This window comes from Paenibacillus sp. J22P169 (genome assembly GCF_059691995.1).
On sequence record NZ_JCAUAO010000010.1, the window covers coordinates 43,681 to 63,354 of the forward strand.

A 19,674-nucleotide genomic window follows, 5' to 3' on the forward strand; every position below is an offset into this window, starting at 1 on the left:
GTCAACGCTTACGAAGAAAGCTTTGCTGCGCAAAGCTCTAAGGGGAGAAGAAACCGATGAAACGTCTAAAAGTGATTACGATCTTCGGAACAAGACCTGAAGCTATCAAAATGGCTCCGCTCATTCTTGAGCTGGAAAAGCATCCTGAGCACATTGAGTCTCTGGTATGCGTAACTGCACAGCATCGTCAGATGTTGGACCAAGTACTTGATATATTCAAAATCACACCAGATTTTGATCTCAATGTTATGAAGGATCGCCAAACATTGAATGAGATCACCATGCGTGTTCTCCAAGGTTTGGAGCCTGTGTTCAAAGAGGCGAAGCCAGATCTGATTCTTGTTCATGGGGATACACTAACAACTTTCTTGGCTAGCTATGCAGCCTTCATGCAACAGATTCAAGTAGGTCACGTAGAAGCAGGTCTTCGTACGTGGAACAAATTGTCACCATATCCAGAGGAAATGAACCGTCAATTAACGGGTGTTCTCGCTGATCTTCATTTTGCGCCAACACAGCAATCAGCAGATAACCTGCGCAAAGAAAATAAATCAGAGTCTCAAATTTATGTGACGGGGAATACAGCCATAGATGTGTTTAAGTACACGGTGCAGGATAATTTCGAGCACCCTATTCTAGAATGGGCGGCGGGCCGCAAGTTGATCTTGATGACAGCGCATCGCCGGGAAGCACAAGGTGAGCCGCATCGTCAAATTTTCCGTGCCGTGAAACGTATCGCCGATGAGTTCGAGGACATTGCGATCGTTTACCCGGTGCATCCGAATCCGGTGGTTCTCGAGCCTGCCCATGAAATTCTAGGCAACCATCCGCGAATCAAGCTGATCGATCCACTTGACGTGTTCGAACTGCATAATTTCTATCCGCATACGTACATGATTCTGACAGACTCTGGTGGTCTTCAAGAAGAGGCGCCAACCTTCGGTGTACCAGCTCTTGTACTTCGTGACACGACAGAGCGTCCAGAAGGTATCCAAGCGGGTACATTGGAGCTAGTTGGGACAGATGAAGAACTGGTCTATACGCGTGCTCGTGCGCTGCTGACAGATCCAGATTTATACAATAAAATGAGCCAAGCTGCGAACCCTTACGGAGACGGGAAAGCCTCTGAGCGTATTGTTCAAGCGATTCTTCATCACTTCGGTAGGACTACGGAACGTCCTGAATCTTTCTAACCGTGACAAAATCATGACAAACGCTACAGCGTACAGTTGGACTGTTCGGTTTGAAAATGCGCAAACCCTAGAGCCGCAAGGCTCTAAGGAGTTTTGTGAGATGTGACAAATGAAGTTCCGTCAATTGACAAAGTTAGCATGGCTTCGATACAATGAATGAGGATTCGTAGCAGATGAGCTACGAGACGCGTTTTCCCACGTGGAAAACACCCAGGAGGGTGCAATGAAACGGCCAAATTCCAATGATAATCCTTGGCGGGCAGTAGCGTTAACTAGTGCAATTGGCATAGACCTTGTCGTATGTTTGGCAGCCGGATATTTCTTCGGTGATTGGTTAAGTGGTGCATTAGGTGGACAGATCTGGTTGTTAGTCGGGTTTTTACTTGGGCTTGTAACCGGCATCATGAGCATTTACTTCATGATTAAGCGGTACGGAGGGCTATGATGGACGACTTTTCAGCCACTCTGAAAACGGTTCAAAACGTATTTCTTTTCTTTTTATCCTTTTGTTTGGCTGCATGGGCGCTTCTTGTCGATTACCGGATTTACGTTGCGGGGATAATGCTTGGCGCTTGCGCGAGTATGATCAATGCAAGGTTCTTAGCCTGGAAGATTAACAAGCTGGCAGCAGCTGCGATAGAGCAGTCAGGGCGCAAGGTAACCCTTGGCTTTCTGACAAGGGCAGCAATCGCGGGGTTTGTCGGTTTGGTTGCCGTTAGGTATCCCGAACATGTTGCATTAACTACAACGATTGTTGGATACTTTTTTGCTCAATTGGCAACACTCGTACTGGGTATTCTTTCTATTAAGAAGTCTAAGAAGTAATTCCACGATGTAACTTCCACGGATGAAAGGGGTGAAAATGGAAAATATGGAACATAAGGTACCAGAGTTTGAGTGGTTAGGCATTCATTTCGATGCATCAGCACTGATGATGATCGGAATAACCACAGTTATCGTGCTTATTCTTGCAATTGCAGGCGCTAGCCGAGCATCCGTAACGAATCCTTCAAAACTTCAAAACTTCATGGAATGGACGATTGAGTTTGTAGAAGGCATTATTGGAAGCACGATTGGTTCCAAGCATGGCAAAGGATTTATTGCACTTGGTCTTACGCTCATCATGTATATCTTTATCGGCAATATGCTCGGCCTTCCTTTCTCAATCGTAACGGAAGATCACGTATCTTGGTGGAAATCACCGACAGCTGATATCGCAGTTACAGGAGCCTTAACGATTATCGTTATCGTAATAAGTCACTACTTAGGGATAACGCGTAACACAAAGCATTACTTCGCGCATTACTTTGAGTTCAAAGGGGCAATGTTGATCCTTCATTTAATTGAAGTTGTATCCAAGCCACTTACGCTTGCGTTCCGTCTTTACGGTAACATTTATGCAGGTGAAATCATGATATCTGTCATTGTTGGAGCAGGTTGGTTTGGAATTGCGCCTCTCTTCGTATGGCAGGGCTTCAGTGTGTTCGTAGGTGCGATTCAAGCCTTCGTATTCACGATGTTGACCATGGTTTATATCTCACAAACATTGATTCATGAAGAAAAGCACTAAGCATTAGACTTACCTCGGGAAGTCTCGAGTCACTTATAAAACAAACAAAACTTAAGAGTTTAAGGGAGGATTTTATCAATGGGAGCAATAGCATTAGTAGCAGCAGGTATCGTATTCGGTTTGGGAGCACTAGGTGCAGGTATTGGTAACGGTTTGATCGTAGGTCGCGCTTTGGAAGGTATTTCCCGTCAACCAGAACTTCGTGGTACGCTTCAAACAACAATGTTTATCGGGGTAGGTCTAGTTGAGGCAATGCCAGTCGTTGCATTGGTTCTTGCGTTCATCTTTATGGGAAAAGCTTAAGAAATCGTTTGGCGTTGATGGCCGTAGTCGCCACCACGCCTTCGTTTTGCCCACGTTATCAGAAGGGAGTGACGTTACTTGCATATTGAATGGTCCACATTTTTTATACAACTTATCGCGTTTTTGATTCTGTATGTGTTGCTTTCCAAATTTGCGTTCGGTCCTCTGTTTGGCATGATGGAAAAACGCAGACAATTGGTGAAAGATCAAATACAAACAGCTGAAGCAAGCCGTAAGCAAGCTGATCAATTGTTAGAGGAACAAAAGCAAGCGCTGCAACAAACTCGTAAGGAAGCTTACGATATTATTGAGCAAGCGAAGCATACTGGTTCCAAGCAAGCGGATGATATTATTCATGCTGCTAGTGCAGAAGCTTCACGTCTGAAAGACGAAGCCTTGAAAGATATCGAAAATGAGAAGAACAAAGCGGTTGCCGCTCTTCGCAGCCAAGTTGGCGCGATGTCCGTTCTGATCGCATCCAAAATTATTGAGAAACAAATCGACGAAAAGTCACAAGAAGAACTTGTTGAGCATTACCTCAAAGAGGTAGGAGGCAACGTATGAGTGACATCGTCGTAGCGAAGCGTTATGCCAAAGCTTTATTCGAAGTAGCGAAGGAAAAGAATATCATTTCCTTAGTTGAAGAAGAGCTTAAATCTGTAGCTAGTGCGATTAGGGATAATGCAGACTTGCAGAAGTTCCTGAACCATCCGAACATCGGGAATACCGCTAAGACGGACCTGCTGAAGCAGATTTTCGAAGGCAAAGTTTCCGAACCGGTGTGGAACACGCTGCTTGTCTTGATTGATAAAGGTAGACAGTCGATTCTTTCCGCTTTGGCGAGTGACTATGCGAAGGTTGCGAATGAAGCGCTCGGTCAAGCGAGTGCGACGGTATACTCGGCATACGTACTTTCGGATGCACAGCAAGCTGAGATTGCTTCACATTTCAGCAAATTAACTGGTAAAACGATCCGTGTTTCGTCTGTAGTTGAGCCTAAGCTGCTCGGCGGCATTCAAGTGCGTATCGGTGATCGTTTATATGATGGAAGCTTGGCAGGCAAACTTGATCGTTTGGCCAAAGCGTTAGTTTAATATAAGCACTGTAAGAATAGGGGTGAAGTTCGTTGAGTATCAAACCTGAAGAAATCAGCTCATTGATTAAACAACAGATTGAAAACTATAATTCCGATATCCAAGTAGTTGATGTAGGTACAGTCATTCAAGTAGGTGACGGTATTGCTCGTGCTCACGGCTTGGAAAACGTTATGGCAGGCGAGCTGCTTGAGTTCCCGAGCGGCGTACTAGGCTATGCTTTTAACCTTGAGGAAAGCAACGTAGGTATCGTTATTCTTGGACCTTACAGAGATATTCGTGAAGGCGACCAAGTTAAACGCACAGGCCGTATCATGGAGGTTCCAGTTGGTGAAGAACTTCTAGGTCGTGTAGTTAACTCCTTGGGTCAACCTGTCGATGGCAGAGGTCCAATCAATACAACAGCGTTCCGCCCTGTAGAGAACATGGCTCCAGGCGTAATGGCTCGTAAATCCGTACATGAACCAATGCAAACAGGTATTAAAGCGATTGACGCTATGGTACCAGTTGGCCGTGGTCAACGTGAGTTGATCATTGGTGACCGTCAAACAGGTAAAACGGCGATTGCGATCGACGCAATCATCAACCAAAAAGGCAATGGCGTTAAATGTATCTACGTTGCTATTGGTCAAAAACAATCCACAGTTGTAGGTGTTGTTGAAACCCTTCGTGCTGCTGGTGCGCTTGACTACACAATCGTAGTAACAGCTTCCGCTTCCGAGCCTTCACCGATGCTATGGTTAGCTCCATACTCCGGTTGTGCTATGGCTGAGTACTTCATGTACAAAGGCGAGCACGTTCTTATCGTATACGATGACTTGTCCAAACAAGCTGCCGCATACCGTGAGTTGTCCCTCTTGCTTCGTCGTCCACCAGGTCGTGAAGCTTATCCAGGGGACGTATTCTACTTGCACTCCCGTTTGCTAGAGCGTGCTGCGAAATTGAACGATGAACTTGGCGGTGGTTCCATTACGGCACTTCCATTCATCGAGACACAAGCAGGCGATATCTCTGCATACATTCCAACGAACGTAATTTCCATCACGGATGGTCAAATCTTCTTGGAATCCGATTTGTTCTACTCCGGTCAGCGTCCAGCGGTTAACGTTGGTAACTCTGTATCCCGTGTAGGGGGCTCTGCTCAAACGAAAGCGATGAAAAAAGTTGCTGGTACACTTCGTGTAGACTTGGCACAATATCGTGAGCTTGCAGCGTTTGCCGCATTCGGATCCGATCTTGATAGAGCGACTAAAGCACGTTTAGATCGTGGGGTTCGTACGCTTGAAATCTTGAAACAAGGCGTTCACCAACCGATGTCTTTGGAAAAGCAAGTTGCTTCTCTTTACACGGTTGTAAAAGGTCATGTGGATGACATTCCAGTTCAAGATGTAACGCGTTTTGAAGCTCAGTTCATAGCTTTCTTGGAATCCAACCGTCCTGAAATTCTGCATAGCATTCGTGACACGAAAGATATTACTGCGGATAACGATAAAGCATTGGTTGATGCAATCAATACATTTAAAAAGAGCTTTGCAGTTTCTGAATAAATCATGAGGGCAGAGCTTCATGTTAAAGTGAAGCTCTCTCTACCATGTGAATCCTGGGCAGGCGGACGCCTGAATTCAGGTCTTCGAATGAAGGCTTTCTAAGCCTCAAAAGAGAGGTGAGCAGGTATGGCAAAAGGAATGCGCGAGATTAAGCGCCAAATTAAATCCACACAAAGCACGAAGCAAATCACGAGAGCAATGGAAATGGTTGCAGCAGCTAACTTACGTAGAGCACAGCAATCAGCGGAAGCGGCACGTCCGTACTCCGAGAAGTTGAAAGAAGTGGTTGCAAGTATTGCAGCTGGCACGAAAGGCGTGAAACACCCGATGCTACAATCACGTGAAGTGAAGAAAACAGCCTATTTGGTTATTACTTCCGATCGTGGTCTCGCTGGTGGTTACAACGCCAACGTGTTACGTAAAGCAATGACTGAAATTCGTGAAAATCATAAATCAACAGCTGAGTACTCCGTCTTCGTAATTGGACGTAAGGGAAGCAATTTCTTCTCGAAACGCAACATTCCGATTGTTGAAGAAGTAACCGGAGTTCCCGATACGCCGAAATTCTCGGATATTAAGCCTGTTGCAACTGCAGCGGTCGCTAATTTCGTTAACGGTACGTATGACCAACTGTTCTTGATTTATAACAAGTTCCAAAATGCGATTAGCCAAATTCCAACCATGATTCGTCTGCTTCCTATGGAAGATGTATCCGGCGTGGCTGCAGCTAGCTATGAGTATGAGCCGTCACCGGAAGGCGTTCTGGAAGTGCTGCTCCCTAAATATGCTGAGACGCTTATTTACACGGCTGTTCTGGAAGGTAAAGCAAGTGAGTTCGGTGCGAGAATGACAGCGATGAACTCAGCAACGAAGAATGCAACGAAGATGATCAACAGCTACACATTAGCCTATAACCGTGCACGTCAAGCTTCGATTACGCAAGAAATTTCGGAGATCGTCGCTGGTGCTAACGCGAACGCGTAATGATAAACGGTCTCTAGAGAGACACAAGCTTTACTTAGGAGGGAAACCATGAGCAAAGGGCGCGTTGTGAATATTACAGGGCCCGTCGTCGACATTGAGTTCGAGCGCGGACAACTCCCTGAAATTCTGAATGCAATCAAAATTGAAAGAACCGAAGGTGGACAACAGTCTACTATGACGGTTGAAACGGCTGTTCACCTTGGTGACAACCTCGTACGTTGCGTAGCAATGTCCTCAACTGATGGACTTGTTCGTGGCGCTGTAGCAACAGATACTGGTGCAGCAATTACTGTACCGGTAGGTGCAGCAACACTGGGTCGTGTATTTAACGTATTGGGTGATCCAATTGATGGTAACGAAACAGTTGATCGTACGCTAACTAGCCCAATCCACAAAGAAGCTCCTGCTTTCGACAATTTGTCGACAAAAGCAGAGATTCTTGAGACAGGTATTAAAGTTATTGATTTGATGGCTCCTTACGTTAAGGGTGGTAAAATCGGTCTCTTCGGTGGTGCCGGTGTAGGTAAAACGGTAACCTTGCAAGAGTTGATCCATAACATTGCGCAAAACCACGGCGGTATCTCCGTATTTGCGGGTGTTGGAGAGCGTACTCGTGAAGGTAATGACCTTTACCACGAGATGAAAGATTCCGGCGTTCTTGAGAAAACGGCGATGGTATTTGGTCAAATGAATGAGCCTCCAGGCGCACGTCTTCGCGTAGCTTTGTCTGGTTTGACAATGGCTGAGTATTTCCGTGACGAAGAAGGAAGAGACGTTCTTCTTTTAATCGACAACATCTTCCGTTTCACACAAGCAGGTTCCGAGGTTTCTGCTTTGTTAGGCCGTATGCCTTCCGCGGTAGGTTACCAACCAACTCTGGCAACAGAGATGGGTCAACTACAAGAGCGTATTACCTCCACGAAAAAAGGTTCCGTTACTTCCATTCAAGCAATTTACGTTCCTGCCGATGACTATACGGATCCGGCTCCAGCAACGGCATTTGCTCACTTGGATGCAACAACGAACTTGGAGCGTAGTATCGCGGCTGCAGGTATTTTCCCTGCGGTAGATCCGCTTGCTTCATCATCCCGTGTTCTTACACCAGAAACAGTTGGCGAAGAGCATTACAAAGTAGCACAAGGTGTTAAACAAATTCTTCAACGTTACAAAGAGCTTCTGGATATCATCGCGATCTTGGGTATGGATGAGTTGTCTGATGAGGACAAATTAGTCGTTACTCGTGCGCGTCGTCTTCGTCTATTCTTGTCTCAGCCGCTTCACGTTGCTGAGCCGTTCAACGGATTCCCAGGCTTGTATGTACCATTGAAAGATACTGTGCGTAGCTTCAAAGAAGTTCTTGAAGGCAAGCACGACAATCTTCCTGAAGTTGCTTTCCACAACGTGGGCACTATCGAGGATGCAATCGCAAAAGCTAAAACGCTGTAAGGTGCATGCTCGCTAAGTGAGATTTGGTTATGCCAAACTCAGCTCATGCTTGACGAAACTGGTTTACCTACGGTAAACGCTTAGGAAGGAGAATCCAAGTGAGTACATTCCTACTGGAAATTGTTACACCGGAACGCAAAGTGTACGCTGAACAAGTGAACATGGTTAGCGTGAAGGGTGCTGAAGGGGAGCTTGGAATTCTGCCGAATCACATTCCATTGGTCACTCCTCTTAAAATTGCTCCGATTACTGTGAAAAAACAGGGGTCGAAAGACGAAGTTTTAGCAGTTAACGGCGGTTTCATGGAAGTGCGCAAGGATAAGGTGGTTATTTTGGCGGAAAGCGCCGAGCTACCAGAACAAATTGATATCGATCGTGCGAAGGCAGCGAAAGACCGTGCGGAGAAACGTCTTGCGGATTTAAAGCAAGATAACGTGGATTTCAAACGTGCTGAAGCTTCTTTACAAAGAGCAATGAATCGTATCGGTGTGTCCGGGAAATAAATAGATGGTTAAAAGCGGGGGAGCTACGGCTCTTCCGCTTTTTTGCGTTGAAGTGGCAAGAAAAAAGCTGCCCCTCTCGGATGAGAGGAACAGCTCGTCTAAGATATCCTTTTAAGCGTGATGCCAAATAGTAGATTCCCCTGTTTTTGGGCAAGGAGGGAAGGTTTCACCTGCAGTTAGTTGAATGCTTTGCCCGTCGGCATCGCGATAGCGACCTGTTTCGGTAACTTTGTCATTGGTTCTATGTTGGTGATTAGCGTTTGATGCATTTGCCATAAAAATCAGTCCTTTCGATGATCAAAATAGGGTTTGCGACCAGAGTCTCAATGCCCAATGAATAGTATTACCCACCTATGTGTAATGCTACTCATACATGGGAAGAATTAATGTCGACGCCTAAACCCCTTTTTGTTATACTAATATAGGTGATTATTACCAAAACAATTGAAATCGTAAGGAATGCAAATTAGAAATGGAGGCGGTTACATTCACATGATGTATACAAATAACTATGTAATCGTAGCGGTTTTTCTAGGGTTAGGTATTTTCCTCCCCATAGCAGCGCTGACGATTGGCAAATGGTTAAGACCGAGTAAACCCATCGATGAGAAGTACACGACGTATGAGAGTGGTAATGAGCCTGTAGGTGAAGGGCAAATCCGGTTTAACATTCGTTATTATTTGTTTGCTTTGATGTTTGTCATCTTTGATGTGGAGACCGTGTTCCTCTATCCGTGGGCTGTTGCTTTTAACCAGCTTGGATTGTTTGCTTTAATAGAAATGTGTATTTTTGTAGCCTTGCTTGCCATAGGATTAATATACGCTTGGAAGAAGAAGGTGCTGCAATGGACTTCAGTTTAGAGTCGATCTCTCCCGAGGAACGGGAAGAAATAAACCGCAATGTATTTATGACAACACTGGAGCAAGTAAAAGCATGGGCTCGCAGTAATTCGCTTTGGCCATTAACTTTTGGCTTGGCTTGTTGTGCGATCGAAATGATGGGAACTGGTGGATCCCACTATGATTTAGACCGATTCGGAGTCATCTTCCGTACGTCTCCTAGACAATCAGATGTCATGATTGTAGCAGGGACAGTTACGAAGAAAATGGCTCCTTTGTTGCGCCGTCTTTACGAGCAAATGCCTGAACCGAAGTGGGTTATCGCGATGGGCTCCTGTGCAACTGCAGGCGGACCGTACGTGAAATCGTATTCGGTTGTTAAAGGTGTTGACCAAATCGTACCTGTGGACGTGTATATCCCTGGTTGTCCGCCTAATCCGGCTGCGCTTATCTATGGCATCAACAAGCTTCAGGAGAAGATTCGCTATGAAGCGAAGACTGGGAAGCAGGTGACTAATCGATGAGCGAGGAGAAAAAGCCGGAAGAAACCACGGTTCCGACTCCTCCTGTTGGTGAGGATGGGAAAGAGGAAGGTCAAGCTGAAAGCACTGCTGAAGGCAGTGTAGGGAGCAAAGCGGAAGGTAGCGAGAACGCCGTAGCGGAGAGCCCGGTTGAGAGTAAAACGGAAGTTGTGGAACCCAATCCGGTAGGAAGTTCCGAGAGCAAAGTCGAAGGAAGCTCGGAGAGCAAAGCGGGAGCTAGCGAGCCGCCTGCTGCAAGCACGCCAGCTACGGACGCGGCGGCGGAGCGCGCCGCGGCAAGAGCCGCGCGCCTCGCAGCGCGCGCGGCCGCTGAGTCGGGCGAGCCTGCGCCCGCCGGGGCAGCAACGCCAGCGTCCGCAGACGCTGGCTCAGAGGAAGAGAAGGCGGCCAAAGCCCAGGCCGCCGCAGAAGCCCGCGCCGCGCGAGCCGCAGCACGCGGAGCGAAGACCGAATCGGCGGAGCCAGCTGCGCCGAAGGAGCCTTCACCGAACCAGCCGCTGCTTGACCGGCTGGTCGCGATCTTGAAGGCCGAGGCAGGCGAAGACGCCGTGGTTGATGCGTTCATCAACGAGAGGGACGCGCATCGCCCTTACGTGATCGTTCACAGCTCGCGCTGGCCGCAGGCCGCGCTGACGCTGAGAGATCATGCGGAGCTGCGCTGCGATTACTTGCGCAATCTATCCGGTGTGGATCAAGAAACGCACCTTGAGGTGGCGTATCATCTCCTTTCCCTCACACACAAGCATGAGTTTTGTGTGAAAGTGAAGACAGACCGCGAGCAAGCAAGCATACCTTCGGTAGCTGATGTTTGGCCGACGGCCAACTGGAACGAGCGTGAAGCCTTTGACCTTTTCGGCATCGATTTCCCTGGCCACCCGAACTTAGTACGGATCATGATGCCTGATGATTGGGTGGGTCATCCACTGCGCAAAGACTACGAACCGCTTGACCCGGAGGTGTAGCACGTGTTACGGACAGAAGAGCTCCTGTTGAACGTTGGTCCTCAGCATCCTAGTACTCACGGGGTTTTCCGCGTGATCGTAAAGCTGGATGGTGAAATTATTCGTGAAGCAATACCCGTTATGGGCTACTTACATAGAGGAACAGAGAAATTGGCTGAGAACCTCAGCTATACCCAAATCATCCCTTACACCGACCGTATGGATTATGTATCGGCGATGACGACCAACTACGCGTTAGTTAACGCCGTAGAGAGAATGATGGGGCTAGAAATCCCTGAACGCGCGGAGTTCCTTCGACTTATCGTGATGGAACTGCAGCGTATCGCGTCACATATGGTGTGGTGGGGAACGTACCTGCTGGATATCGGAGCGATGAGTCCATTCTTATATGCGTTCCGTGATCGCGAAATCATTATCGATCTATTCAATGAATTGTGCGGCGCTCGTTTAACGTACAACTACATGCGTGTAGGCGGCGTGAAGTGGGACGCACCAGAAGGCTGGATCGAGAAAGTACGGAAATTCGTGCCTTATATGTACGGCAAATTAGAAGAGTATCACACGCTTGTTACTGGAAATGAGATTTTCCTTTCACGGATCAAGGGTGTAGGTAAATATGACGCTGAGACAGCCATTGCTTATGGCCTTAGCGGGGCGAACCTGCGTTGTACGGGTGTAGACTGGGATATTCGCAAAACGCAGCCCTACAGCCTGTACAGCCGCTTCCAGTTCGATGTGCCTGTGCGTAATGGCGGGGATTGCTATGACCGTTATTTGATTCGTATGGAAGAGATTAAACAGTCCCTTCGCATCCTGGAACAAGCCTTAGACGTGTTCCCTGAGGGTGGCGAAACCATGGGCAAAGTGCCGAGAGTCATTCGACCGCCTGAAGGTGAAATTTATGCAGCAATCGAGTCTCCGCGTGGGGAGATTGGTTGTCATATTATTTCCCGAGGTAAACAAGAGCCTTACCGGTTGAAATTCCGCAGACCATCCTTCGTGAATCTGCAAATATTGCCCAAGCTTCTGGTCGGGGAGTCGATGACTAATCTCATTACGATTCTCGGCGGCATCGATATCGTCGTTGGGGAGGTGGATGCCTAATGGTCAATCTATTGGAAGAGAGTCTGACGTGGACGAACTTCTTCGTTTTCCTATTCTGGGGCATCGTGATGCTGATGCTCGTGCTCGGTTTCGTTACCTACGCGATCTACTTCGAGCGTAAGGTTATCGGCTGGATGCAGCTGCGGATCGGACCGAACCGAACAGGACCATTCGGGTTGCTGCAGAGCGTTGCTGACGTATTCAAGCTACTCATTAAGGAAGATACTATTCCTAAGAAAGCCGAGCGTGAGCTTTTCATTCTCGCACCGATCATTACCTTTATCCCGTCTTTTACGATCATTGCGACCATTCCGTTCTCGGATCGGATGTTCAATGCGAATTTAAATGTGGGATTGCTTTATTACGTAGCACTAACAGGGATCTCAACCATCGGAATTATACTTGGCGGTTGGGCATCCAACAATAAATACGCGTTGCTGGGCGGCATGCGATCTGCAGCTCAAATGATTAGTTACGAAGTTCCGTTGGTTATTTCAGTCGTAGGTGTGGTTATGATGACGGGCAGCCTGAATCTGCACACCATTGTTGATACTCAAACAGGCGGCTTCTGGCACTGGAATTTCATTCCGCAGATCCTAGGTTTCATCATTTTCGTGATTGCGGGTGTGTCTGAGCTTAATCGTACGCCATTTGACTTACCTGAAGCAGAATCCGAGCTCGTTGCGGGCTACCATGTGGAATACAGCGGTTTCCGCTTCGCCTTTTTCATGCTATCTGAGTATGTGTACGTCTTCGTCATTGCTTCACTCGTCAGTCTACTATTCCTTGGTGGTTGGCATGCGCCATTCGGGTTCCTTGATTTCATTCCAGGCGTCCTGTGGTTCCTGTTAAAATTCTCGTCAGTCGTGTTCTTCCTCTTCTGGCTGCGGGCGACACTGCCACGTGTTCGGATTGATCAGTTGATGGGATTTGGCTGGAAAGTGCTGCTTCCACTGGCACTGGTCAACATGCTGGTGACGGCGATCATCATGACGATCTTCTAAACAAAGAACAGATATGCGCCTTCGGAACATGTTAAATTCATGATTACAAAGTCAGTTTTCCGCTGGAAAATGCTAAGTCTATGCTTTCGAAGTTAGTTTTGCTAACGCAAAACTTGAAGGAGTTGAAACACATGAAGGGCATTATGAAAGGTTTAGGCTTCACGTTCAAGCACTTGACTGAGAAGAAAGTAACGTACGCATACCCTGATGTTCCGCTTAAAATGCCGGATCGCTTTCGTGGTATTCAATATTTTGATCCCGAGAAATGCATTGTGTGCAATCAATGTGCGCGTGTATGTCCGACGGAGTGTATTACGTTAACTGGAAAAGCGAACCCAGACCCTGAGAAAAAGGGGAAGGTCATTGATACGTATGACATCAACTTCGAAATTTGTATTCTATGCGATCTGTGCACAGAGGTGTGTCCGACAGAAGCGATCGTAATGACGAACAATTTTGAGCTCAGCAGCTACAGTCGGGATGATTTGTTTAAGAATATGGAATGGCTGAGCAACAACACACAAAACATTCGTCAAGAAAACAATTCTGCGATGCCTAAAGGGGGCGCGAAGAAAGATGTTTAGTGGACTCGGTGATTTCCTCTCCAGCGGTACGAGCTGGGCGTTCTTCATCTTCGCGTTGCTCGCCATCGGCGGGGCAATCTTTATGATCTCTTTTACGAAAGTCGTTCACATGGTTATCGCGATTGCCCTTACATTTATTAGTTTGGCTGGGTTGTATGTCATCCTGGAAGCTGAGTTTGTCGCTTTTGTGCAAGTCCTGATTTATGCAGGAGCGATCTCGATTCTGATGATTTTCGGCATTATGATGACGAAGCATAGACAGGGTGAAGACGAGGGACCAAAGCGTCCATGGCATGAAGGCTTAGCCATTCTCGGCGCTGTGGGATTATTCGGCGTATTGTTCTATGCGATTCAGAAATCGACCTTCGTTTCATCGGGGACTTTGGATGCTGGCAAGGATAATACACTCGAAATCGGGAAATTGCTCTATAATGTGCATGTCATTCCCTTCGAAATCATGTCCGTGCTGCTGACGGTAGCGTTCATTGGTGCTATCGTAGTCGCGAAGAGAGAGGAGGATTAGCGTTGGGTAACTTAATTACTCCTTATCTTACATTGGCGGCGATCCTATTCTGCATTGGACTGTACGGCGCATTAACGAAGAAAAACGGGGTTATCGTCTTGCTCTCCATCGAGCTTATGCTCAATGCGGTGAACTTGAACTTGATTGCCTTCTCGAAGTTAGGGGATCAACCCGCATTGACGGGGCAGATTTTCTCCCTCTTTAACATTACGATTGCAGCTGCTGAGGCGGCTGTGGGGATTGCCATATTGATCACGATTTACCGGAATAAAGGTACAGTTGAAGTTACGGATTTGGATTCTATGAAGCGCTAGGAGGCTAACAAGGCTATGGTATCGGACTATTCACAGTACGCCTGGCTCATTCCATTGTTTCCGTTGCTTGCTTTTCTAGCGCTTACGGCGATGGGACGTCAACTGAAGGATTTAGGGATTTACATTAGTATTTTTGCGATGTTGCTTTCATTTATTGTGGCTTTGCTCATATTTGTTGAGCGTATTGGCGGCAAGGTGGAAGACTTCACGTGGGATAAAATGAACTGGCTGCAGGTGGGCGATTTTACGCTAAAAATGGGGTTTGAGGTTACTAATCTAAACTCTCTGATGCTCGTAATTGTCACGCTCGTTTCGTTGTTGGTTAACATTTATTCCAAGGGCTACATGAAAGGTGACGAGCGCATTCACGTGTTTTTCGGCTATATTGCGCTGTTTTCCTTCTCCATGCTCGGTCTTGTCATTTCCGAAAATATGATGGAGCTCTACATCTTCTGGGAGCTTGTAGGGGTATGTTCCTTCTTGCTCGTGGGATTCTGGTATTTCAAGCCAGAGGCGAAGGCTGCCGCCAAAAAGGCATTCATCGTCACTCGTATCGGGGATGTGGGTTTATTCATCGCGATCCTGTTGTTGTATCTATACATGCCAGGGCATGCACTTGATTTCACATCGATACATAATGCGTTCACAACGGGCAAAATTGACCCTACGATCGTCACTTGGATCGCCGTCTTGATTTTCATCGGGGCGATGGGTAAATCCGGTCAATTCCCGCTGCACACTTGGTTACCTGATGCAATGGAAGGGCCAACGCCGATCTCGGCGCTGATCCATGCCGCAACGATGGTTGCTGCTGGGGTGTACCTCGTGGCGCGGACGTTTGATATTTTCCATGCCTCGCCGGATGCTTTGATGGTTGTTGCTTATGTCGGTGGATTTACCGCCATATTCGCAGCTACAATCGGTATCGCACAGAACGATATCAAGCGGATTCTCGCTTACTCGACCGTGAGTCAACTCGGATACATGATGATGGCGCTGGGGATTGGTGTTTCATTTACGTCAGGTATGTTTCACTTGTTTACACATGCGTTCTTCAAAGCGCTGCTCTTCTTGGGTGCTGGCAGTGTGATTCACGCGGTTCATACACAAAATATCAACGAAATGGGCGGCTTATCCCGCAAAATGAAAATCACGACCTGGACTTTCGCGATCGGAACGCTGGCTTTGGCTGGTATCTTCCCATTCGCAGGCTTCTGGTCGAAGGATATGATTCTCACGGAAGCGTACGAGCATAACCAGCTTCTGTTCTGGGTCGGTGTGATTGCAGCGTTCTTCACTGCTTTCTATATGTCACGCCTGTTCTTCCTTGTGTTTATGGGCTCGCCTAGAGCGAAAGCGCAGGCTTCGGAGGATCACGATGATCATGGGCATGATCACGCTCATGAGCCGCATGAATCTCCGGCTTCCATGACGACTCCGCTTATCGTGCTTGCTGTGCTTGCCGTCGTTGCAGGCTTTGTCAATACGCCATTCAACGAGTGGCTGGGTCACTGGCTGACAGGGCAGGAGCATGAGGAGACGGCCAATTGGACAGTTATTATTTTGTCCACGCTAGCTGGATTGCTAGGTATTGGACTTGGTTACCTCATTTATCTGAAACGCACGATCCCTCGGGACATCGTTTCGAGTAAAATGCCTTGGTTGTATACGTTGCTTAATCGCAAATATTTCATAGATGAAATCTACGAGACTATTGTTGTCAAACCGCTTCGCGGTCTAGGTTACATCTTGGAATTGATTGATATTTACGTCATTGATGGGATTGTACGCTTAGTTGCTTTCACCGTGGTTAGTCTTGGACGCTTAGGCTCCCGACTCCAAAATGGTCAACTGCAGTCCTACGGGGTCATCATGCTACTAGGGATGCTGATTCTGGCACTTGCCATTGCAGGAAGGAGGTTCATACATGCCGGCTAACTTACCCATTCTCAGTATGATTGCCTTCTCACCTCTGCTTGGTGTGCTCGTCCTGCTCTTCCTTCGGGGGGATCGTGGGCGTTTGATCAAAACGGTTGGTATCGTCACGACGTTGATTCCGCTTATTCTAGCGGCATGGCTGTATGTGGACTATAACTATCAGGGTGATCCGCTCCAGTATAAAGAACAGCTCGATTGGATCAAAGTCCCTTTGAACCACGAGGGTATTCAGCAAATTACACAATTTTTCTTCGAGTTTAAATACTCGTTGGCGGTCGATGGCATTTCGTTGCCACTCGTTTTTCTAACAGCGCTAATCTCGTCGATGGCCGCACTAGCGTCCGTTTATATCAAGAAACGTTGGAAAACGTATTTCATTTTGTTCCTTTTGCTAGAGACAGGCATGTTCGGTGTATTCATGGCACAGGATCTCTTCTTGTTCTTCCTGTTCTTTGAAATTACCCTAGTGCCGATGTTCTTCTTGATCGGAATTTGGGGGTACATGAACCGGGAGCAAGCAGCTAATCGCTTCTTGCTATATAACGGACTTGGCTCAGCGATTATGCTGATTGCCTTCCTTATTCTGGTTACGACAGCGGGCTTTAGTCAAGATCCGTCGCAGACAGAGGCTATCATTTCCTATAGCGGCGACATTCATACGATTGCGCATAATTTGCTGCAGGATCCTGCCTCCTATGTGAATCAGCCAGACACGCCGTTCTTCATGAGTCAAGCAATGAAATGGACCGTGTTTATCATGCTATTGGTCGCTTTCGGGATCAAATTACCGATCTTCCCGTTCCATACGTGGATGCTTAAGGTACATACAGAGGCTCCGCCTGCTGTTGTTATGATTCACTCCGGGATTTTGCTCAAAATGGGGGCCTACGGCCTTATCCGTTTCGGGATTCTGTTCTTCCCGGCGGAAGCCCAGCAATGGGCGTGGGTGCTCGCGCTCCTCGGTGTCATTAACATCGTGTACGGCGCGCTGCTCGCGATGGTCCAAAAGGATTTCAAACTCGTGCTCGCCTACTCGAGTATCAGCCACATGGGCATCGTCCTGTTGGGACTTGCGGCTTTCAACAATGCAGGTCTGCAAGGCGCCGTGTTCCAGCTGATCTCACACGGTCTGATTTCAGCCCTAATGTTCTTGCTCGTCGGCAGCATCTACGAGCGAACCGAAACCACGCAGCTCGATCGCTTGGGCGGTCTCGCCAAGAATATTCCTTTCATCAGCGGTATTCTGCTGATTGGGGGAATGGCGTCGCTCGGATTGCCAGGCTTATCCGGCTTCATCAGTGAGTTCCTCGCGTTCGTCGGACTCTTTGAAACACACCGTGTGTACGCGATTATCGGTACATTGGGTATTATCTTCGCAGCGGTTTACGTGCTTCGCGGGGTATTGAACATCACGTTCGGCCCTAAGCAGCCGAGCTTACTGCAGCAAGGGATGCGCGACGCGCGTCTCATCGAGGCTGTGCCGATGATTACCTTGGTCGCGTTCATTCTCTTGCTGGGCGTGTACCCAAGCGTGCTGAGTCAGCCGCTTCAACAAACCATTGGCAGCTTGGATCAATTGATCCATAGCGTAGCCGGGAAGATAGGAGGTTAGTCCAGTGGAACAGATTAGACTCCATGCTGCTGATTTGATGCATCTGCTCCCTGAGCTTGCGCTGGTTGCTACCGCGATCATCCTATCTCTCTTGGATTTGGTTCTGCCGAACCGATTCAGTCGTTCGATTATCGGATGGTTGACCTTAGTCGGCATCGCGATTTCCGCCGTGTTCGTCGTCTTGCAATTGAATCCAGATGAAGCGATTCAACTCTTGAATCAAAGCTATCGTGTCGACGATTTCTCGAACTTACTTAAATTATGTACCCTTGTCGGTACGGGACTCATCGTCTTCATGAGCTTAGGCTTTGTGAAAGAGGATAGCATCCCACACGTCGGGGAGTATTATTACTTCTATTTACCTGCTGCGTTAGGCGCCATGATTATGTCATCCTCGGGTGATTTAATCACGCTCTACGTAGGCCTAGAACTGCTCAGCATCACCTCTTATCTCATGGTTGCCATGAAGAAGAGAGACAGCAAGTCCAATGAAGGATCATTCAAGTACTTGGTGATGGGTGGTATCTCATCCGCGATCATTCTGTACGGGATGTCTTTCTTATACGGCATGGTCGGCTCTGCGAATCTGCAAGAGATTGGTACAGCCCTCCCGTCGTTGGTAGCTTCCTATGAGCCGTTACTCTATGTGGCCTTCTTCCTACTATTGGCGGGCTTCGGTTTCAAGATTGCTGCAGCGCCTTTCCACAGCTGGGCACCGGATGTATATGAAGGAGCGCCAACACCGGTTACAGCATTTCTAGCTGTCGTGTCCAAAGCGGCCGGCTTCGCTATCTTGTTCCGTGTCTTCTATGTATTGTTCGGATTTAGCGGGTTCGAAGAGAGCCATTTGCAGTCCGATGTGTTCCTTGCCATATCCGTTATGGCGGCAATAGCCATGGTTGTGGGGAATTTCATCGCACTGAAGCAAACGAATATGAAAAGGCTACTCGCCTATTCGGGTATAGCTAATGCCGGTTATCTGCTCGTACCGATTGGAACGTACTTTTCGGCCACGCATTATGCCAATTTCTCGGAGTTCATTTTCTACTTAATTGCTTATATGTTTATGAATATTGGCGCTTTCGCTGTGTTGATGATTATCGAGCAGGCAGAGGGACACACCGAGGCTAAAGGCTTTGCGGGACTGTACTATCGGGCTCCTTTAACGGCTGTAGCTATGGTGCTGCTCATATTGTCCTTAGCGGGTATTCCTGTATCTGGCGGATTCTTCGGTAAGCTCTACATTATCTTAGGAACGATGCAGACACAGCAATACTGGCTTGGTGCTTTAATGATTGCAACCAGCGTAGTCTCGTTCTACTATTATTTCAGCATCGTACGCCAAATGTTCATGCGCAGCGATTATGAGCCGGCTGCTATCAAAGTGTCCGTACCATTAGGCATAACTGTGTGGTTATGTGCTTTAATCAGCGTGGCCCTTGGGGCGGTACCGCACTTGGTGCTGAAAGCCATTGAGAGTATCTTTACGTTGACGAAGGATTTCATCATCATGTAAATGCGTTATGATAAGGCCTTTCCTACTCCAAATGTAGGAAGGGCTTTTTTTATTTTGATCGTTAGCTAGATACAAACATACTAAGTCTATCAGCC

22 protein-coding genes are annotated in these 19,674 nt (G+C 47.6%); all 22 read left to right on the plus strand.

The features are described 5' to 3' along the window. Positions 1–56 precede the first annotated feature (56 nt). The 22 genes from wecB to AC58QG_RS30355 all read left to right on the plus strand — a co-directional run bounded on the left by wecB (position 57) and on the right by AC58QG_RS30355 (position 19,579). Complete coding sequence (wecB, locus tag AC58QG_RS30250; protein WP_497365768.1) at positions 57–1,193, plus strand: non-hydrolyzing UDP-N-acetylglucosamine 2-epimerase; 1,137 nt, start codon at positions 57–59, stop codon at positions 1,191–1,193. Positions 1,194–1,416: 223 nt separating this feature from the next. Next, positions 1,417–1,638, plus strand: coding sequence for an AtpZ/AtpI family protein (locus AC58QG_RS30255; RefSeq protein ID WP_056611689.1), 222 nt, complete (start codon positions 1,417–1,419; stop codon positions 1,636–1,638). Continuing rightward, a complete protein-coding gene (locus AC58QG_RS30260; RefSeq protein ID WP_497365769.1) occupies positions 1,635–2,018 on the plus strand; it encodes an ATP synthase subunit I in 384 nt (127 codons plus the stop codon). Before AC58QG_RS30255 ends, AC58QG_RS30260 begins: the two co-directional genes overlap by 4 nt. A gap of 46 nt (positions 2,019–2,064) precedes the next feature. Continuing rightward, on the plus strand, positions 2,065–2,763 hold the full coding sequence (gene atpB / locus AC58QG_RS30265; protein ID WP_236290481.1) for a F0F1 ATP synthase subunit A: 699 nt from the start codon (positions 2,065–2,067) through the stop codon (positions 2,761–2,763). 78 nt (positions 2,764–2,841) lie between these two features. Beyond that, on the plus strand, positions 2,842–3,066 hold the full coding sequence (atpE, locus tag AC58QG_RS30270) for a F0F1 ATP synthase subunit C (RefSeq protein ID WP_028556930.1): 225 nt from the start codon (positions 2,842–2,844) through the stop codon (positions 3,064–3,066). Positions 3,067–3,144: 78 nt separating this feature from the next. Next, positions 3,145–3,630, plus strand: a complete 486-nt coding sequence (atpF, locus tag AC58QG_RS30275) for a F0F1 ATP synthase subunit B (protein WP_236290479.1) — start codon at positions 3,145–3,147, stop codon at positions 3,628–3,630. After that, complete coding sequence (locus tag AC58QG_RS30280; protein WP_497365770.1) at positions 3,627–4,160, plus strand: F0F1 ATP synthase subunit delta; 534 nt, start codon at positions 3,627–3,629, stop codon at positions 4,158–4,160. The genes atpF and AC58QG_RS30280 overlap by 4 nt, the downstream gene beginning before the upstream one ends. A gap of 32 nt (positions 4,161–4,192) precedes the next feature. After that, positions 4,193–5,707, plus strand: a complete 1,515-nt coding sequence (atpA, locus tag AC58QG_RS30285; RefSeq protein WP_497365771.1) for a F0F1 ATP synthase subunit alpha — start codon at positions 4,193–4,195, stop codon at positions 5,705–5,707. Positions 5,708–5,833: 126 nt separating this feature from the next. Continuing rightward, positions 5,834–6,691 carry an ATP synthase F1 subunit gamma gene (gene atpG, locus AC58QG_RS30290; protein WP_497365772.1) on the plus strand — a complete coding sequence of 286 codons (858 nt, stop codon included), beginning with the start codon at positions 5,834–5,836 and terminating at the stop codon, positions 6,689–6,691. Between the two features lie 48 nt (positions 6,692–6,739). Then, positions 6,740–8,137 carry a F0F1 ATP synthase subunit beta gene (gene atpD / locus AC58QG_RS30295; RefSeq protein WP_497365773.1) on the plus strand — a complete coding sequence of 466 codons (1,398 nt, stop codon included), beginning with the start codon at positions 6,740–6,742 and terminating at the stop codon, positions 8,135–8,137. A 98-nt stretch (positions 8,138–8,235) separates the two neighbouring features. Continuing rightward, the gene (locus tag AC58QG_RS30300) at positions 8,236–8,640 is read left to right on the plus strand and encodes a F0F1 ATP synthase subunit epsilon (protein ID WP_497365774.1); all 405 of its coding nucleotides are present in this window, start codon (positions 8,236–8,238) and stop codon (positions 8,638–8,640) included. A 495-nt stretch (positions 8,641–9,135) separates the two neighbouring features. Continuing rightward, positions 9,136–9,501: an NADH-quinone oxidoreductase subunit A gene (locus tag AC58QG_RS30305; RefSeq protein ID WP_497365873.1), complete on the plus strand. Its 366-nt coding sequence runs from the start codon at positions 9,136–9,138 to the stop codon at positions 9,499–9,501. Then, positions 9,486–10,004 carry a NuoB/complex I 20 kDa subunit family protein gene (locus AC58QG_RS30310; RefSeq protein WP_028556938.1) on the plus strand — a complete coding sequence of 173 codons (519 nt, stop codon included), beginning with the start codon at positions 9,486–9,488 and terminating at the stop codon, positions 10,002–10,004. The genes AC58QG_RS30305 and AC58QG_RS30310 overlap by 16 nt, the downstream gene beginning before the upstream one ends. Then, positions 10,001–10,984 (plus strand): NADH-quinone oxidoreductase subunit C, encoded by a 984-nt coding sequence (locus tag AC58QG_RS30315; RefSeq protein WP_497365775.1) that lies wholly within the window; start codon positions 10,001–10,003, stop codon positions 10,982–10,984. The genes AC58QG_RS30310 and AC58QG_RS30315 overlap by 4 nt, the downstream gene beginning before the upstream one ends. 3 nt (positions 10,985–10,987) lie before the next feature. Further along, the gene (locus AC58QG_RS30320) at positions 10,988–12,088 is read left to right on the plus strand and encodes an NADH-quinone oxidoreductase subunit D (RefSeq protein ID WP_497243359.1); all 1,101 of its coding nucleotides are present in this window, start codon (positions 10,988–10,990) and stop codon (positions 12,086–12,088) included. Then, the gene (nuoH, locus tag AC58QG_RS30325; protein WP_497365776.1) at positions 12,088–13,092 is read left to right on the plus strand and encodes an NADH-quinone oxidoreductase subunit NuoH; all 1,005 of its coding nucleotides are present in this window, start codon (positions 12,088–12,090) and stop codon (positions 13,090–13,092) included. Before AC58QG_RS30320 ends, nuoH begins: the two co-directional genes overlap by 1 nt. A gap of 131 nt (positions 13,093–13,223) precedes the next feature. Next, positions 13,224–13,676 carry an NADH-quinone oxidoreductase subunit NuoI gene (gene nuoI, locus AC58QG_RS30330; RefSeq protein ID WP_497258854.1) on the plus strand — a complete coding sequence of 151 codons (453 nt, stop codon included), beginning with the start codon at positions 13,224–13,226 and terminating at the stop codon, positions 13,674–13,676. Beyond that, positions 13,669–14,199, plus strand: a complete 531-nt coding sequence (locus AC58QG_RS30335; protein WP_497365777.1) for an NADH-quinone oxidoreductase subunit J — start codon at positions 13,669–13,671, stop codon at positions 14,197–14,199. The genes nuoI and AC58QG_RS30335 overlap by 8 nt, the downstream gene beginning before the upstream one ends. A 2-nt stretch (positions 14,200–14,201) precedes the next feature. Continuing rightward, the gene (gene nuoK, locus AC58QG_RS30340; protein ID WP_497365778.1) at positions 14,202–14,513 is read left to right on the plus strand and encodes an NADH-quinone oxidoreductase subunit NuoK; all 312 of its coding nucleotides are present in this window, start codon (positions 14,202–14,204) and stop codon (positions 14,511–14,513) included. A 15-nt stretch (positions 14,514–14,528) separates the two neighbouring features. Then, positions 14,529–16,451, plus strand: coding sequence for an NADH-quinone oxidoreductase subunit L (gene nuoL, locus AC58QG_RS30345; protein WP_497365779.1), 1,923 nt, complete (start codon positions 14,529–14,531; stop codon positions 16,449–16,451). Continuing rightward, entirely contained in the window at positions 16,441–18,063 is a 1,623-nt protein-coding gene (locus AC58QG_RS30350; protein WP_497365780.1) for a complex I subunit 4 family protein, read from the plus strand. Before nuoL ends, AC58QG_RS30350 begins: the two co-directional genes overlap by 11 nt. 37 nt (positions 18,064–18,100) lie before the next feature. Next, the gene (locus tag AC58QG_RS30355; protein WP_497365874.1) at positions 18,101–19,579 is read left to right on the plus strand and encodes an NADH-quinone oxidoreductase subunit N; all 1,479 of its coding nucleotides are present in this window, start codon (positions 18,101–18,103) and stop codon (positions 19,577–19,579) included. Positions 19,580–19,674: the final 95 nt, after the last annotated feature.

Bases quoted from the DNA above. Each gene is read 5' to 3' on its own strand.
- AC58QG_RS30310 (WP_028556938.1), top strand. From the start codon at position 9,486: ATGGACTTCAGTTTAGAGTCGATCTCTCCCGAGGAACGGGAAGAAATA.
- AC58QG_RS30315 (WP_497365775.1), top strand. From the start codon at position 10,001: ATGAGCGAGGAGAAAAAGCCGGAAGAAACCACGGTTCCGACTCCTCCT.
- AC58QG_RS30260 (WP_497365769.1), top strand. From the start codon at position 1,635: ATGATGGACGACTTTTCAGCCACTCTGAAAACGGTTCAAAACGTATTT.
- atpB (WP_236290481.1), top strand. From the start codon at position 2,065: ATGGAACATAAGGTACCAGAGTTTGAGTGGTTAGGCATTCATTTCGAT.
- nuoI (WP_497258854.1), top strand. From the start codon at position 13,224: ATGAAGGGCATTATGAAAGGTTTAGGCTTCACGTTCAAGCACTTGACT.
- atpE (WP_028556930.1), top strand. From the start codon at position 2,842: ATGGGAGCAATAGCATTAGTAGCAGCAGGTATCGTATTCGGTTTGGGA.
- nuoL (WP_497365779.1), top strand. From the start codon at position 14,529: ATGGTATCGGACTATTCACAGTACGCCTGGCTCATTCCATTGTTTCCG.
- AC58QG_RS30350 (WP_497365780.1), top strand. From the start codon at position 16,441: ATGCCGGCTAACTTACCCATTCTCAGTATGATTGCCTTCTCACCTCTG.
- nuoH (WP_497365776.1), top strand. From the start codon at position 12,088: ATGGTCAATCTATTGGAAGAGAGTCTGACGTGGACGAACTTCTTCGTT.
- AC58QG_RS30280 (WP_497365770.1), top strand. From the start codon at position 3,627: ATGAGTGACATCGTCGTAGCGAAGCGTTATGCCAAAGCTTTATTCGAA.
- wecB (WP_497365768.1), top strand. From the start codon at position 57: ATGAAACGTCTAAAAGTGATTACGATCTTCGGAACAAGACCTGAAGCT.
- atpD (WP_497365773.1), top strand. From the start codon at position 6,740: ATGAGCAAAGGGCGCGTTGTGAATATTACAGGGCCCGTCGTCGACATT.
- AC58QG_RS30305 (WP_497365873.1), top strand. From the start codon at position 9,136: ATGTATACAAATAACTATGTAATCGTAGCGGTTTTTCTAGGGTTAGGT.
- AC58QG_RS30355 (WP_497365874.1), top strand. From the start codon at position 18,101: ATGCATCTGCTCCCTGAGCTTGCGCTGGTTGCTACCGCGATCATCCTA.
- AC58QG_RS30335 (WP_497365777.1), top strand. From the start codon at position 13,669: ATGTTTAGTGGACTCGGTGATTTCCTCTCCAGCGGTACGAGCTGGGCG.
- AC58QG_RS30255 (WP_056611689.1), top strand. From the start codon at position 1,417: ATGAAACGGCCAAATTCCAATGATAATCCTTGGCGGGCAGTAGCGTTA.
- atpG (WP_497365772.1), top strand. From the start codon at position 5,834: ATGGCAAAAGGAATGCGCGAGATTAAGCGCCAAATTAAATCCACACAA.